The 13,346-nt window shown below is 54.2% G+C and carries 13 protein-coding genes and 1 pseudogene; 4 read left to right on the forward strand and 10 right to left on the reverse strand.

All coding sequences use genetic code 11. The annotated features are described in order from the left end of the window. Nucleotides 1–42: 42 nt before the first annotated feature. The 4 genes from ACO0LO_RS09785 to ACO0LO_RS09800 form a co-directional block, all read right to left on the reverse strand. The gene (locus tag ACO0LO_RS09785) at nucleotides 43–756 is read right to left on the reverse strand and encodes a glutamine amidotransferase (RefSeq protein ID WP_422964025.1); all 714 of its coding nucleotides are present in this window, start codon (nucleotides 754–756) and stop codon (nucleotides 43–45) included. Between the two features lie 211 nt (nucleotides 757–967). Beyond that, complete coding sequence (locus ACO0LO_RS09790; protein WP_422964026.1) at nucleotides 968–1,300, reverse strand: DUF4148 domain-containing protein; 333 nt, start codon at nucleotides 1,298–1,300, stop codon at nucleotides 968–970. Between the two features lie 251 nt (nucleotides 1,301–1,551). Then, a complete protein-coding gene (locus tag ACO0LO_RS09795) occupies nucleotides 1,552–2,022 on the reverse strand; it encodes a DUF6130 family protein (protein ID WP_422964027.1) in 471 nt (156 codons plus the stop codon). Nucleotides 2,023–2,191: 169 nt separating this feature from the next. After that, the gene (locus ACO0LO_RS09800) at nucleotides 2,192–3,094 is read right to left on the reverse strand and encodes a LysR family transcriptional regulator (protein ID WP_422964028.1); all 903 of its coding nucleotides are present in this window, start codon (nucleotides 3,092–3,094) and stop codon (nucleotides 2,192–2,194) included. Between the two features lie 203 nt (nucleotides 3,095–3,297). Between ACO0LO_RS09800 and ACO0LO_RS09805 the strand changes: the two genes are divergently transcribed. The 4 genes from ACO0LO_RS09805 to ACO0LO_RS09820 all read left to right on the forward strand — a co-directional run bounded on the left by ACO0LO_RS09805 (nucleotide 3,298) and on the right by ACO0LO_RS09820 (nucleotide 7,434). Next, nucleotides 3,298–4,005 (forward strand): dienelactone hydrolase family protein, encoded by a 708-nt coding sequence (locus ACO0LO_RS09805; RefSeq protein WP_422964029.1) that lies wholly within the window; start codon nucleotides 3,298–3,300, stop codon nucleotides 4,003–4,005. Between the two features lie 153 nt (nucleotides 4,006–4,158). Then, nucleotides 4,159–5,388, forward strand: coding sequence for an efflux RND transporter periplasmic adaptor subunit (locus ACO0LO_RS09810; RefSeq protein ID WP_422964030.1), 1,230 nt, complete (start codon nucleotides 4,159–4,161; stop codon nucleotides 5,386–5,388). Beyond that, complete coding sequence (locus ACO0LO_RS09815; RefSeq protein WP_422964031.1) at nucleotides 5,385–6,176, forward strand: ABC transporter ATP-binding protein; 792 nt, start codon at nucleotides 5,385–5,387, stop codon at nucleotides 6,174–6,176. The genes ACO0LO_RS09810 and ACO0LO_RS09815 overlap by 4 nt, the downstream gene beginning before the upstream one ends. A 34-nt stretch (nucleotides 6,177–6,210) precedes the next feature. Next, the gene (locus ACO0LO_RS09820; protein WP_422964032.1) at nucleotides 6,211–7,434 is read left to right on the forward strand and encodes an ABC transporter permease; all 1,224 of its coding nucleotides are present in this window, start codon (nucleotides 6,211–6,213) and stop codon (nucleotides 7,432–7,434) included. 301 nt (nucleotides 7,435–7,735) lie between these two features. On the opposite strand, the pseudogene ACO0LO_RS09825 reads toward ACO0LO_RS09820, so the two are convergent. The 6 genes and pseudogenes from ACO0LO_RS09825 to ACO0LO_RS09850 form a co-directional block, all read right to left on the reverse strand. Continuing rightward, nucleotides 7,736–8,909: pseudogene (locus ACO0LO_RS09825) on the reverse strand (IS3 family transposase). 95 nt (nucleotides 8,910–9,004) lie between these two features. Next, nucleotides 9,005–9,544 (reverse strand): type II secretion system protein, encoded by a 540-nt coding sequence (locus tag ACO0LO_RS09830; protein WP_422964033.1) that lies wholly within the window; start codon nucleotides 9,542–9,544, stop codon nucleotides 9,005–9,007. A 3-nt stretch (nucleotides 9,545–9,547) separates the two neighbouring features. Next, entirely contained in the window at nucleotides 9,548–9,928 is a 381-nt protein-coding gene (locus ACO0LO_RS09835; RefSeq protein ID WP_422964034.1) for a type II secretion system protein, read from the reverse strand. A gap of 4 nt (nucleotides 9,929–9,932) precedes the next feature. Then, a complete protein-coding gene (locus tag ACO0LO_RS09840) occupies nucleotides 9,933–10,448 on the reverse strand; it encodes a type II secretion system protein (protein ID WP_422964035.1) in 516 nt (171 codons plus the stop codon). A 7-nt stretch (nucleotides 10,449–10,455) separates the two neighbouring features. Continuing rightward, entirely contained in the window at nucleotides 10,456–12,798 is a 2,343-nt protein-coding gene (locus tag ACO0LO_RS09845; RefSeq protein ID WP_422964036.1) for a secretin N-terminal domain-containing protein, read from the reverse strand. Then, complete coding sequence (locus ACO0LO_RS09850) at nucleotides 12,798–13,346, reverse strand: hypothetical protein (protein ID WP_422964037.1); 549 nt, start codon at nucleotides 13,344–13,346, stop codon at nucleotides 12,798–12,800. The genes ACO0LO_RS09845 and ACO0LO_RS09850 overlap by 1 nt, the downstream gene beginning before the upstream one ends.

A 13,346-nucleotide genomic window follows, 5' to 3' on the forward strand; every position in this document is an offset into this window, starting at 1 on the left:
CCCGTCTATCGAGACGGGCCTGTTCTTATTTGTGCCGTGGAATCAGCCGACAGTGCGCCCGGCATCAAGCTCATGCAGCCACCTGTTCATCATTTTCTGCGCCACCGCAGCCAGTGATGTTCCATGCACGCGTGCCTGCTGACGAATTTCTCGCGGGTCAATACCTGCCTGCGCCAGCTCGCCGGCGTGGCCCAGCAGCCAGTGTTCAATCTTCCGCGCATCGGCCTCAGCGTGGAACTGCAATCCCAATACAGATGGCCCCATAGAAAACGCCTGGTTTTTTCCTATGCCGGTACCGGCCAGCCTTACCGCGCCGGGCGGGATGTCGAACTGATCGCCATGCCAGTGCAGCACCTTTGTGTTCCCGATCGCCGACAGCGGCGACAGCAAGCCTTCCGGTGTCAGCTCCAGCGTAGAGAAACCGATTTCCTTGGCACTCATGGGATAGACCTCCGCTCCCAGTGCACGCGCCAGCAACTGCGCACCGAGGCAGATTCCCAGTACCGGCAATCCATGCTCCAGCCGGCGCTGAATGATGTCCAGTTCTGCCAACAGGAACGGATATATGTCTTCGTCAAAAGCGCCTATCGGCCCGCCCAGCACTACCAGCAGATCCGGCTGCAATGCATCCAGCCTGTCCAGGTCATCAACGGCGGCATCCAGGTATTCAACCTGATAACCGCGCGAAAGCAGAACTTCTTCCAAAGTGCCCAGGTCTTCAAAATGGATGTGGCGGATAGCGACAGCAGTACGCATGCTTGCTCCTTGTTGGATAGTTAAGTATGACATTTTTTGGAGAAGAGGCGCGCGCCAGTCATGATGTATCCCTTGGAACATATCCGGAACAACAATAAAAAAAGCCTGCCGCTGAAATTCAGGGGCAGGCCATAAAACAGGGAGGCGCCACCTCAGCGCTCCCCGGGGAGTAATCTGTGGGCGCAAGACACCGCGCCCAGCGCGGCGAAACTTAAGCGCCGCCGCTGTACTTGATGTCACGGCCACCAGCCCTGGCGGACTTGATGGCTTCTGCCTTGACTTCAGCGCGGCTCAGCGTGGTCGGCGCAGTTTTTTCACTCTGGAAAGGGTAGGCATCGCCGCTCACCAGCTGGCCTTCGGCACGGGCCTGCGCCAATTCGGCTTTTACTTCAGCGCGGGTTTTCTGGCCGAGCGGCGCGTTGGAGAAACTGTTCGGGATAGGGAAGCTTGCATACGCCTCGCCGCCGGTCTGGTAGTCCGCGGCAAATGCGGTAGCGCCTGTCAATATCAACAAGCTAGCTGCGATGATGTGTTTGGTGTTCATGTGTATTCTCCAGAAATGAAAATTCAGTAAAAGTCGGATTAAAAGTGGATATTGCGTTCCGGGGCTGATGAGCTCTGTATCAAGCCTGTGTAGCCCTACCAGTTCGCGAATCTCTTCATCGCGTTTGGTATGGGAGTACTTTACGAGCTGCGTGTATCTATAATGTGTCGTTGTCCTGCCATTTTGTCCGTGGGCGTATCTGAAGCAGGCCCGGATACATAAGCGTACAAATCGATGTGGCCTTTTTTCACTCAGTGACCGTGGCCAGGGGTTTGCGTATCCGGCACGACAAATTTTACGGTCTCGCTGGCGATGACCTTATGCGTAGGGTCCGCCAGATCTATCATCACCTTGTGCGGTCCGGGCGGAAGTCCGACGAGGATCAGCGGTTCGCCGCTGGCATCGGCCCAGTGCCATGGTGCGTCGTCAACGGATACATGGATATGGCCGATGCGCGGCGATACATCCAGTGCGCCCTTGCCGAACACCGGCACGATGTGCAGGTTCTCTGTGCGGTACTGGATGAAGACGCGGCCCAGTGCCAGCGAAGCCGGCAGCGGCGGGTCCACGATCAGCCTTGCCGGTGCTTCGTTATCGATGGCAACTACCGGCGCCGCGCCGCGAATCTCCCTGGCGCTCTGCGCATGGGCGCCGGCGCTCAGCAAGCCGGCCGCGAGCACAAGGGATAGAAGGGGGACAGAGCTACGGTGTAATTTCAGCATGATGTTCTCTCAGACAAGTCGAGCAGGATTGCATCGATGTGGGGAGATTAAAACGCGGGTGTATCTCGTTTATGTCAAACGGATGGCTCATGCACTGATGGCAAGGGCCGGGAAGGGCGTCAGGCGATTGCTCCGCCTGGAAACCAAGAGAAAGAGTAAGGGAAGGGAATCAGGCCGCAGTGTATGGCTTGGCAGCTTCGCCGAGCAGCAGCCCTGCATCCGCTTCAAAGATCTGCGCCAGCCATTCGGCAACAGCGCGGTAGCGCGAGATTTTCCCAATGGCACGATGGGTCAGCAGCCAGATAGGGCGCAGTAATACCGGGTCGGGGCTAAGGCGTTGCAAGCCGCCTTTTTCCGCCATCAGGCAAGGCAGCACGGCCAGACCTATGCCCGCCTTGCAAGCCTGCACCAGCGTGCTGACGCTGCTGACCTGTATCACCTGCCTGCCGTGCGGCGCCAGCTCGCGCAGCCATACCATTTCCGGCAGTTCCGACAGCTCATCGCCATACGCCAGCCATGGCTGTTGCGGCCATTGTTCGTGGAGGACATGGGCAAACGCCGTCGCACCATAGACGCCGTAGGCCAGGTCGCCAACCTTGCGTGCCACCAGAGCGGCGTCTTCCTGCGGCCGCGCCAGCCGCAACGCAAAGTCCGCCTCGCGGCGGGTGAAGGACAGCGACTGGTTAGACGGCTGCAACTGCAGTTGCAGCTGCGGGTAGGCTTGCAGCAGTGCCGGCATGTGGCCCACCAGCCACTGGCTGAACAGCGAATCGATGGCCGTCAGCCGCACCGGGCCGGATACGCCTTCTGCCTCGTTACGCGTATCCACCAGCATGCTGCGCACTTCGCCGGAGACCTTCTCTGCATGGCCGAGGAACACCAGGCCCGTCTCGGTAGGGTGGTAGCCGGAATTGTCGCGGATGAACAGGCGCACGCCCAGTTCCTTTTCGGCTGCAGCCAGGCGGCGGCTGATCGTGGAGGCATCAATATTCAGCACTCGGCCGGCGGCGCTCATGCTGCCTGTCTGCGCCAGTTCCAGCAGGATGGGGATGTCGTTCCAGTCGAAGCTCATCAGCTTTTCCGTTGTGATGCAAAACTGCAAAACCGGTTTGCGGCTTTGCCCGTTCCGGCGCCGTGCTGCCGGTGAGAGAATCCGGATTATACAGGGCTGCGCAGCCTGTCCGGCCCGTAACTTCAGGCTTTTGGTCCATAACGGCGGCGCACTGTCCGGTATTAAATTTCCTTTATCCTCACTTCATAAAGCACCACACCATCATGAGCCAGACTATCACAATCTCTTCCAAAGACGGCGACTTCTCCGCCTACCTGGCGCGGCCCGCCCTCATCCCCGCGCCGGCCATCATCGTCATCCAGGAAATATTCGGCATCAACGCCGACATGCGCAAGACCTGCGACGACCTCGCCGACCGGGGCTATTTTGCCATCTGCCCCGACCTGTACTGGAGGCAGGAACCCAATGTATCACTCACCGACAAGAGCGATGCCGAATGGCAGAAGGCGCTGGCGCTGTATAAAGCCTTCGACGTAGAAGCCGGCATACGCGATATTGCCGACACGCTGGCGGCGATACGCAGAGAACCCGGCGCGTCCGGCCAGGTTGGCGCGGTTGGCTATTGTCTGGGCGGCCTGCTGGCCTACCTTACCGCGGCGCGCACCGACATCAATGCCGTGTCCGCTTACTACGGCGTGGGTATAGACAAGTATCTGGACGAAGCAAAAAACATCCGGCATGCGCTGCTGATGCATATTGCCGAGGCAGATGAATTCGTTCCCAAGGCGACCTGGCAACATATCGCCGCAGTGCTGAAAGAGCATCCGCAGGTAGAAATCCATACCTACCCCGGCTGCTCGCATGCTTTCGCGCGCCATGAAGGCGTGCACTACGATGAAGCATCCGCCAGGCGGGCCAACCAACGCACCGCGAAATTTTTCAGGGAAAATCTGGAGCAGCCTGCTGATTAACGCTGATCATACATTTCATCGTAACGGCTAGACACAGTCTGGGGCGGATTCCGGTATTTAATTTTCTTGGCATATTGCAATTCAGGCAAATTAATATAATACTGGCTCGCCGATCCGCGCTAGGGCGGATCCCCTAAGGAACTGACTCAAACGATGAAATTCTTCACCAGGAAAAAGATCATGCTGGCCGTTGGCTTGCTGGTAGTGGCAGGCGCTGGCCTGGGCTATCGCCAGTACACCAAGGCGCCTGTCATTGCTCCGTCAAAATACCGCGAAGTGGCTGCCGATGTCGGCAATATCACGCAAACCGTTACCGCTAACGGCACCATCAACCCGGTGGCGCTGATCAACGTAGGTTCGCAGGTATCCGGCACCGTCAGCGAACTGAATGCGGATTTCAACGACCGTGTGAAAAAAGGCCAGGTGCTGCTGAAGCTGGACCCGACCATTTTCAACGCCCAGATACATCAGTGCGAGGCCAGCCTGGCGTCTGCTCAGGCGTCCTTGCGGCTGGCGCAGGCCACCCATGCGCGCAATGTCAGCCTGGTGGCGCAGAACTATGTGTCGCCGCTGGCGCTGGACCAGTCCAAGCGCGAAGTGGATGTGGCGCAGGCCAACATCAAGCTGGCGCAGGCACAGCTGGCGCGGGCGCAGGCAGATTTGGACAATAGCGTGATCCGCGCGCCCATAGACGGCATCATCATCAAGCGCACCATCGACCTGGGCCAGACCGTGGCGGCGTCCTTCACCACGCCCAACCTGTTTCAGATCGCCCGCGACCTGACCAAGATGCAGATCGACACCAACGTATCCGAAGCCGATGTCGGCGCGCTCAAAGAAGGCCAGGCTGCGCGCTTTGTTGTGGATGCCTACCCGGACAAGGAGTTCGATGCCCGCATGCGCCAGTTCCGTCTGGCTGCCACCGTGGTGCAGAACGTGGTCACCTATAACGTGGTGCTGGATGTGGATAACAAGGATGAGTTGCTCAAACCCGGCATGACCGCGCAGGTGCGCCTGGTGGTCGGCAACCGCCAGAATGTGCTGCGCATACCCACGGCCGCGCTGCGCTTCCGCCTCAGCGATGAAGAGCTGGAGAAAGAAGCCAAAAAGCAAAAAGCGCTGGCCGCCAAGGGCGAAGCATCCGCTTCGCAGCCTGCAGTGAAAGAGCCCGCACCGGAAGATGACCTGGCCTTCCGCAGCAAGAGCGACCTCGCGCGTTCGTTCAAGATCTACACGCTGGACAGCAAGAACCAGGCAGTGCCGGTGGACATCAAGATAGGCTTGTCCAACTTCCGCTACACCGAAGTGCTGGGCGGCGCGCTGAAGAAAGGCGACAAGGTCATCACCCGCGCGCTAAGCACCAAGCCGGAAGACGGCCTATGATGCGGCAGGCAGCGCAAGCTGCTTCGCCGGCCGCTCAGGCCAGCGCGCAATTGCTGATCGACATCCGCCAGGTCACAAAAAGCTATTTCTCCGGCAGCGTGGAAACCCAGGTGCTGTTCGGCATAGACCTGGCCGTACCGCGTGGCGATTTCCTGGCCGTCATGGGCCAGTCCGGCTCCGGCAAATCCACGCTGATGAACATCTTCGGCTGCCTGGACCAGGCCACCAGCGGCAACTACTTCCTCAACGGCGTCGATACGCTGACGCTGTCGCGCGCCGAGCTGGCGGTGATACGCAACCGCACGATAGGTTTCGTGTTCCAGAGCTTTAACCTCATCAAGCGCATGAGCGTGGCTGAGAATGTGGCGTTGCCGCTGATCTATGCCGGTGTATCACGCAGTAAGGCTCACATTAAGGCGCTGGTGGAGCTGGAGCGCGTCGGCCTGCAGGATTATGCCAAGCGCACCCCCAGCCAGCTAAGCGGCGGCCAGCAGCAACGTGTGGCCATTGCGCGCGCGCTGGTCGGCGACCCGCCGCTGATACTGGCGGACGAACCCACCGGCAACCTGGATACGCAAACCAGTATAGAGATCATGCGCTCCTTCCAGCAACTGAACGAAGAGCGGGGCATTACCATTCTGCTCGTCACGCATGAGCCGGACATTGCTGCCTACAGCAAACGCCTGATGCGGCTCAAAGACGGCCGCGTGCTGTATGACGGTCCTTCCGCCGAAGGCCTGCGCCAGCTGATGCTGAGCCACGAGCCGCAAGCGGCGGCCGGCACCTGAACCTACCGAAACCCAAGACCATGAATTTCTCGCTATGAACTTCCTACAGGTAGTGGTTGAAGCCTTCCGCTCCATGAGCGCCAACCGGCTGCGCACCGTGCTGACCATGCTGGGCATCATCATCGGCATCACCTCCGTCGTGCTGCTGCTGGCCGTGGGCGACAGTATGAAGCGCTTCATCGCCGAGCAGCTGGAACAGCTGGGCACCAATATGCTCTTCATCTCCCCCGGCGGCGACCGCGCGCAGCAGCAGCGCCTGCGCGCCGGCGCATCCCCCGCTTTGACGATACAGGATGCCGCCGCATTGAATGAGCTGGAGTCGCTGTCCGGCGCCGCACCGGTGCTGCAAAGCGGCTTCAACCTCACCGTAGGAAATGAGACTGCATCCAAGACCGTGTTCGGCGTCACGCCATCCATGTTCAAGATCCGCAACTGGAAGATAGACCAGGGCAGTGCCTTCAGCGAGGCAGACGTGCGCGCTGCCGCGCGCATGGTCGTCATCGGCCACAAGATCGCAGACCAGTTCTTCTACAAGACAGACCCGCTGGGCAAATACATCCGTATCGAAAACGTCGCTTTCCAGGTCGTCGGCGTGCTGTACGGCGAAGGCAAGCAGGTGGACGGCGGAGACCTCAGCGACTACGTCGTGGTGCCCATCAGCGCCGCCAGCGCCAACCTGATCCGCATGCCGTTTCCCAACAACGTGCACTACGTGGTGGCGCAAGGCAAATCCGGCGGCAAGCTCAGCGACAGCATCAACGACATCAATGAAACCCTGCGCGACCGCCATCACATCAAGTTTGAAGAACCGGATGACTTCCGCGTGGACAACCTGGCTTCCTTCGCCGAGACTGCCAAAAAAATCAGCACCGGCCTCGCCGCGCTGCTGGGCCTGATAGGCGCCATCTCACTGATCGTCGGCGGCATCGGCATCATGAACATCATGCTCGTCTCCGTCACCGAGCGCACGCGCGAAATAGGCATCCGCATGGCCATCGGCGCCAAGCCGCGTGACGTGCTGCTGCAGTTTTTGACGGAAGCGGTAGTGATCTGCCTGGTGGGTGGCCTCGTTGGCATCCTGCTGGCGAGCGCAGCTGCCGCGGCGATTACCGCTACCGGCAGCTTTGAAGTGGTAATTACTTCCGGCGCCATCATTATTGCTTGCGGTTTTTCCAGCTTGGTGGGGGTGTTCTTCGGATTTTATCCAGCGCGGCGGGCTTCCAAGTTATTGCCTGTGGATTGTTTGAGGTATGAGTGAAAATTCTATTCACGCATGGCCCTTTGCTTGAAAGGAAGTTTTAGAGGTAAATAGACACTAAGACGTTATATGAGTAATTTATGGTCGGGTGAATAATAATGTTGTAAGTGGAAAGAAACTATTTTTATTTTTGATCTGGTTGAAAAATTCAAATTTATTTTGAATCAATCCCACATTTTTATGTTTTAAATAATTTTCACTAGGATGAAATTGTTACAAAATATTGTTAAAATGCAAATTATTTTTAAAGTCACAATTCTACTGAGGTTTCCTTTGTTTTTCGTCTTCCAACAGACGACACTTATGCTGCCCGTCTTTCCTGATTTTGCTCGCTAATCCAGCGCTTGAGGAACTGGACAGGCGATTTATAGCCGAGGGTTGAATGCTGCCGCTTGCGATTGTAAAACACATCAATGTATTCGAAGCTGGCCGCCTTCATTTCGGTGTGCGTCGCATAGTACGTACTGTGGTATGGCTCGTTCTTGAAGCTGTCGAACCAGCTCTCGGTGGGCGAATTGTCTCAGCAATTTTCCTTGCGGCTCATCGAACACGTCATGCCAAATTCGGCCGGTTTTCTTTGGTAAGCCATGCTGGCGTACTGGCTACCCCTATCGGAGTGATGCAACACGCCAGGCGCAGGGCGCTTACGGAACCACGCCATCGTCAAAGCGTCGGTCACCAGATCTGTCGTCATGTGTGGCTTGAGAGGCCAGCCGATCAGTTCCCGGTTAAACAGGTCCAACACGATCGCCAAGTACAGCCAGCCCTTGTCCGTCCACAAATACGTGATGTCGGCCGTCCACACCTGGTTCGGGGCCGCGGGCTCGAATTTTCGGTCCAGCAGATTCCGCGCCACCGGCAAGCGGTGCTTCGAGTCCGTCGTGACCCGGTAGCGGTGCTTGTGACGGGCGTGGATGCCGTGCTCGCGCATCAGGCGCTCAACACGCTCTTTGCTGGCCGTATAGCCACGCTGACGCAGTTCGCGAACGATGCGGGGACTCCTATAAGCGCCTTTGAATTCAGCGTGGATGCACGGATCATGGTCAACGTCTGATTCGCCGTCAGGCGTTTGCGCTGCGGCGTGCCGCCGCGCTTCCACGCGCGGTAGCCGCTGATGCTTACTCTAATGCCCCACACAGTTCGGCCAACGCGTATTGCTTTGTCTCCACGTCGATCAGGCGTACTTCACAGAACATCCTTCGCGACGTATGTCGCTGCTTTTTTTATAATTTCGTTCTCCCGCTTGAGCTTGGCATTCTCGGCGCGCAAGCGCGACAGCTCCATCTCTTCGAGCGTGATGACCTTGCTGCCGGCACCGTTTAATTTGCCGACGCTTGCTGTCTTGATCCAATTGCGCAACGTCTGGTCGCTCATGCCCAGTTCCATGCCGTCGCCTCGATTGATTCCCCAGCCTTGACCCGTTTAGCGGCCAGTTCCTTGAATTCTGCCGTATATGCGCTTCGTGAAATCTTCATCTCTTACCCTTCCAAAGTAACGTCAATTTTACGTCATCTGTGGAAGACGAAATTTCAGGGAAAGCTCAGGAGGACGGCTATATGATTATTAGTTTTCAGGGCAAATCAACATGTGGGGAAACTATAGGTAGACCATACGCAGAGAAGACCCAATTGCTATAGGATGTTTTATTTTCAAATCCTCGGAGCTCTTGCGGGAAATTCGCTATTTTTATCGGGTGCCTTTCGGACAAACTGTGTATTCCGAGAATCCCTTTTTTATCGGTTGTCATTACGATCCCCCAGCCTTGCTTTCCTGTAATTGTATCGATATACACTTTTCGAAGATGCCGCTTCGGAATGGCGAAACGCATGTCTTTTACTAAATCCTGTAGGTCAGGTGGGGCAGTTGCATAGCCAGCTGGTGAGACAGCGGCATAACTAATCAAAGCATTGCGGAACTCGATGCCAATTGCCAGCAATTCGTCCTCGGCGTCGCGGCGCTGAATAATTATGCCCAATTGTAGGATGGCTGTCGAAGAAAGGGCGATGATGGCAAGAAAAATCAGCAAAGCAAGATACGTGAATCCATAGGTTAATTTTTTACTTTGAGGATAGCGTTTGGCCCGGCGCAGAGACATATTATCTGATGTCATCAATTACATCTCAGAATATGGTGTGCCATTGTGATTATTTCCGCGAGCCCCACTCTTTATGTTGTATACGTTTCCCTTCGAGCTTTCTTCTGGTCGCTCAATTAACCAGGTCGTAGAACTGTTAGTGACAGGGTCGAGAGGCAAGTTTCGTAAGTATTTTTTTTGAACCAGCTCCGTCAAGGCTTCTGGATACCGTCCCGTGTCAGAGTAGAATTTGTCAATGACCATCCGTGTCGTCTGTAAATTCTCTACTAGGATTACTTCTTTTGCTTTGTCCACGCTAGAAAAATACCGCGGAAGTGCAAGACTTAAAAGTAGAGCGACGATAGCAAGTACGACCAATAACTCGATCAATGTAAAACCTCGTTGTGACCGCTGCCTCATATAGTCACCATTTACTGTATCCCACGCCGTTTAGACCCACCTTTGATGACGCAGAGTAAACGTCGTATATGTCCTCACCCTCCTTAGGGTCGTCGGCCTCGCTGGCATAGCTACGTTTGCCCCAGGATTCGGATTCTGTGACGGCCAAATCAGAATTCATCGGATCGCGCGGGATACGTCGTAAGAAAAATATTTTCCCTTGTTTAGGATCTCTGATATCAGGAAGACCGGAGACCAGTATTTCCAAATTTCCAGGATAGCCGTTGCCACTGATATCTTTGAATATGCGACCATCAATATATGCTCGGTGATAGTCGTCGATTCCGCGCCGAATTTCTCTTAATGCGAGCCGGAGCTCTTTTTCATTGCTTCTCTGGATAGTAACCTGGGCAATCGGTATAGTGATGCCGGCAAGTATTGCAAGTATCGCCAACGCAACCAAAAGTTCTATAAGGGTAAAGCCGCCGGCAAATTTAGAAGGCAGACAAATACCCGATGCATGGCGAACAGGGAATGGCATGTTTGCGTTAGGGAGTAATTTTCAAGTTGTATTGAGTCGATGAGACGGATACTATCTTGCGTTTGCCGGAGCCCGTAGCGGAGGCGCTTAGTATCTTTAATTGGGATGAATCTGTTGGAGTTAAAGCGCGAAACGTGAAAATTGCAAGATTTCCAGCGCTAACGACTGCAGAACCATCAGCGCGATTGCTCGATACAAGTATCTGATTCTGTCCGGGTTGAGCACTGAAATTCGTAGCGGCATTTCCTCGTTTGAAAAAATCTCCTTCGTCAGCATTAACGAACTGAAGCTGCTTTGGATCGTACCCTATGACCAGTGGTAATTCAGAGATTCCTTCTGTCGACTGCAAACTTAAGGCGATTGAAAAACTCTCACCCGCCTTGACTTCGGGTGGCCCGAGCCAAAAAATCTTTAGCGCGGCATTGGGCTCAAGAGCTTGGGGTACTGGTTGATGAACCGTCGCGTTCGTTGGGAGCGATCTAGACGAGTTCGCATCATTGCCGGGATTGGATTTTTGTTCTGCTTGTAGGTTTGACCGCATATCGGGTTTATTTCGTAGGCTATTTTCTGTACCTGCTTGAAATTCGGTATCGTTTGAAGGCGTGCGTTGAATATTACGGATGAGATGCGGCGTAATCGATAAAACTATTTCCGTTTTTTGTGAGTCGTCGGTTCCGTTACCAAATAAACGACCTAAGACGGGAACTTCCCCTGCACCTGGGATCCGATTTCCAGATCGCCTTTCTTCGTCATTGATCAAACCTGCAAGTACTTGGGTCTCACCGTTTTTAAGCCTGAGCACAGTATTTGCCGTTCGAGTCCCAATACGATAGGCGGTGCTTCCTGCTGGCGTCCTGATTTGATCAATAATACTGCTTACTTCCATTGATACTTTGATCGCCACATCGTTATCCAGATACACCGTGGGCTCTACATTCAGCTTTAATCCCACTTCAACATATTGAACTGATTCAGACAAAATTCCGGTAGAAGTCGCCGTCGAGGAAATGTTTGGCACTCGCTCTCCTATTAAAATACTGGCCCTCTCGTGATTCCGCGCGCGAATCCTTGGATTTGCGAGAAGGTTCGCGTCGCCGTCCTGCAGATTTGCATTGGCAACGAAGGATCCAACGTTAGCACCCAACGTTCGACTATTTTGATGCAGTAAATCGTACAAGGTAAGTGGCCCTGACAGCCCATTGGCTCCGGCAGAGCCAGCCAGCGGTAAAGGTGTAACACTTAGCGTCGCTGGCCATTGGATCCCGAGTTGTTGAAGTCTCGTTCGTTTCACTTCCAACACCTCGACCTCGAGCATGACTTCTGGCTCTGCAAGATCCTGCAACGCGATCAATTTTTCTGCCATCCTGATTGCATCTGGGCTATCGCGCATGATAATCAAATTGAGCTTTTCGTCAACGACGATATCACGCGTTTTTACGATTGTTTTCAGCGTCTCTGCCACTTTCTTTGCTTCTGCATTTGTCAGATAAAAAGTGCGAACCCTCATTTCCTGATAGTCCTTCAATTTTGCAGGTATGTTCGGGTAGATTAAGATAGTATTGGGATCGAGAACTTGCCGCTCCAACTGATTCGTCTGCAAAGTAAAATGGATGGCGGACTCAATATTTGTGTCTTTCAGAGAAATCGCAGTTCTTTGCTCGGTCCTGACATCTTTATCAAACAAAAAATTGATACCCGACGTGCGAGAAATAACCTCGAATATTTGTCGCAGCGTCGCATCTCGGAATTCTATGGATATCGGCTTTCTATATGCGGACGAAAGAGCGATCTCAGCATTTACTGTCGAAGTTTTCTCTTTAAGATTTTTCAGTAGAGACAACGCACCTTCATTTTGGGGATCTTCGTTTAGAATATCCATCAGCTTCAAATTTGCCAAAGCTAAATCATTTTTTGCCAACGCAGTATCAGCTTCTGATTTAAGCGCGCTGTGGCGAGTACTTGCGGCTATTTTTTGTAGTCCCGCAACAGCACGCTCATTACCTGGTTCCAAAGTAGTTACTCGCCGATACAGTTGTTCTGCTTCGGGCAATTTTCCATTCGAAAGAAGCATGTCTGCTTGCGACAGAAAACTGTTCACCGCGCGTTCGCGCGTCTGTAAAAGAGCAATGCGATATTGTGCGTCTTTGGGACTTGCGGCTACGGCTTCTTGCAATTTTGAAAGGCCAGCTTCGATTCTCCCTTCCGATACCAAATTTTTACCGTCGCGATAGGCCAGCTCGCCTGCACAGCCTACAAGCAAAGGAGGCAATACCGCGAGAAAAAAGATGTTACCTAGGGCACGTCGATGCCGAGCGAGTGATCGAAGCTTATTCATAGGTCGGATTGGCATCAATCGCCTCCTCCGATTTGGAGCGTCTGGATCTGATTCATCGGTATATATGTGAATGTCATCGTAGGTGGTTGAATTTTGTCGATGCGGTATATTCCCGCTATGGTTGAGTTTTCTGTGGTGATGTAGGTTTGATCGCCCTGCGCAAGGTAGATTTCCCATTTGCCGTCTTCAAATTTTTTGCCAATAAAGGTAAAGGGTAGCGACGGCGCGGCCGGCGGCGGTGGCAGTGGCAAAGGAGGTGGCGGTGGAGGCGGCGGTGTCCAATTTTGTGATAGAAAAATTGAACCATCAGCTTGTACTTTGCCCATGAGGTCCGCGCGTTCCTTCAATTGAAGAATACGATCTTCAGAAGGCGTAAAAATTTCTTTATTCGCATCTGCAATACTTTTGTTCGTTGCTTGAGAGAGCGAGGAGTCCTGTGAAATTACTGGAGACTTCGTAACAGATGCCATGGCATCTTGCGCGGCGCTATTCGAAGTATTTCCGGCAAACAAAACCCACCCCAGAGCGGCAACTAAGGCAAATCCAATTAGGAATTGGCGCAT

The sequence above is a fragment of the Undibacterium sp. TJN25 genome (assembly GCF_049339885.1).
Classification (GTDB): domain Bacteria; phylum Pseudomonadota; class Gammaproteobacteria; order Burkholderiales; family Burkholderiaceae_D; genus Undibacterium.

Coding starts and splice junctions, on each gene's coding strand:
- ACO0LO_RS09840 (WP_422964035.1), bottom strand. CDS start 10,448: ATGCCATTCCCTGTTCGCCATGCATCGGGTATTTGTCTGCCTTCTAAA.
- ACO0LO_RS09800 (WP_422964028.1), bottom strand. CDS start 3,094: ATGAGCTTCGACTGGAACGACATCCCCATCCTGCTGGAACTGGCGCAG.
- ACO0LO_RS09830 (WP_422964033.1), bottom strand. CDS start 9,544: ATGACATCAGATAATATGTCTCTGCGCCGGGCCAAACGCTATCCTCAA.
- ACO0LO_RS09785 (WP_422964025.1), bottom strand. CDS start 756: ATGCGTACTGCTGTCGCTATCCGCCACATCCATTTTGAAGACCTGGGC.
- ACO0LO_RS09815 (WP_422964031.1), top strand. CDS start 5,385: ATGATGCGGCAGGCAGCGCAAGCTGCTTCGCCGGCCGCTCAGGCCAGC.
- ACO0LO_RS09795 (WP_422964027.1), bottom strand. CDS start 2,022: ATGCTGAAATTACACCGTAGCTCTGTCCCCCTTCTATCCCTTGTGCTC.
- ACO0LO_RS09850 (WP_422964037.1), bottom strand. CDS start 13,346: ATGCGCCAATTCCTAATTGGATTTGCCTTAGTTGCCGCTCTGGGGTGG.
- ACO0LO_RS09820 (WP_422964032.1), top strand. CDS start 6,211: ATGAACTTCCTACAGGTAGTGGTTGAAGCCTTCCGCTCCATGAGCGCC.
- ACO0LO_RS09845 (WP_422964036.1), bottom strand. CDS start 12,798: ATGCCAATCCGACCTATGAATAAGCTTCGATCACTCGCTCGGCATCGA.
- ACO0LO_RS09790 (WP_422964026.1), bottom strand. CDS start 1,300: ATGAACACCAAACACATCATCGCAGCTAGCTTGTTGATATTGACAGGC.
- ACO0LO_RS09805 (WP_422964029.1), top strand. CDS start 3,298: ATGAGCCAGACTATCACAATCTCTTCCAAAGACGGCGACTTCTCCGCC.
- ACO0LO_RS09810 (WP_422964030.1), top strand. CDS start 4,159: ATGAAATTCTTCACCAGGAAAAAGATCATGCTGGCCGTTGGCTTGCTG.
- ACO0LO_RS09835 (WP_422964034.1), bottom strand. CDS start 9,928: ATGAGGCAGCGGTCACAACGAGGTTTTACATTGATCGAGTTATTGGTC.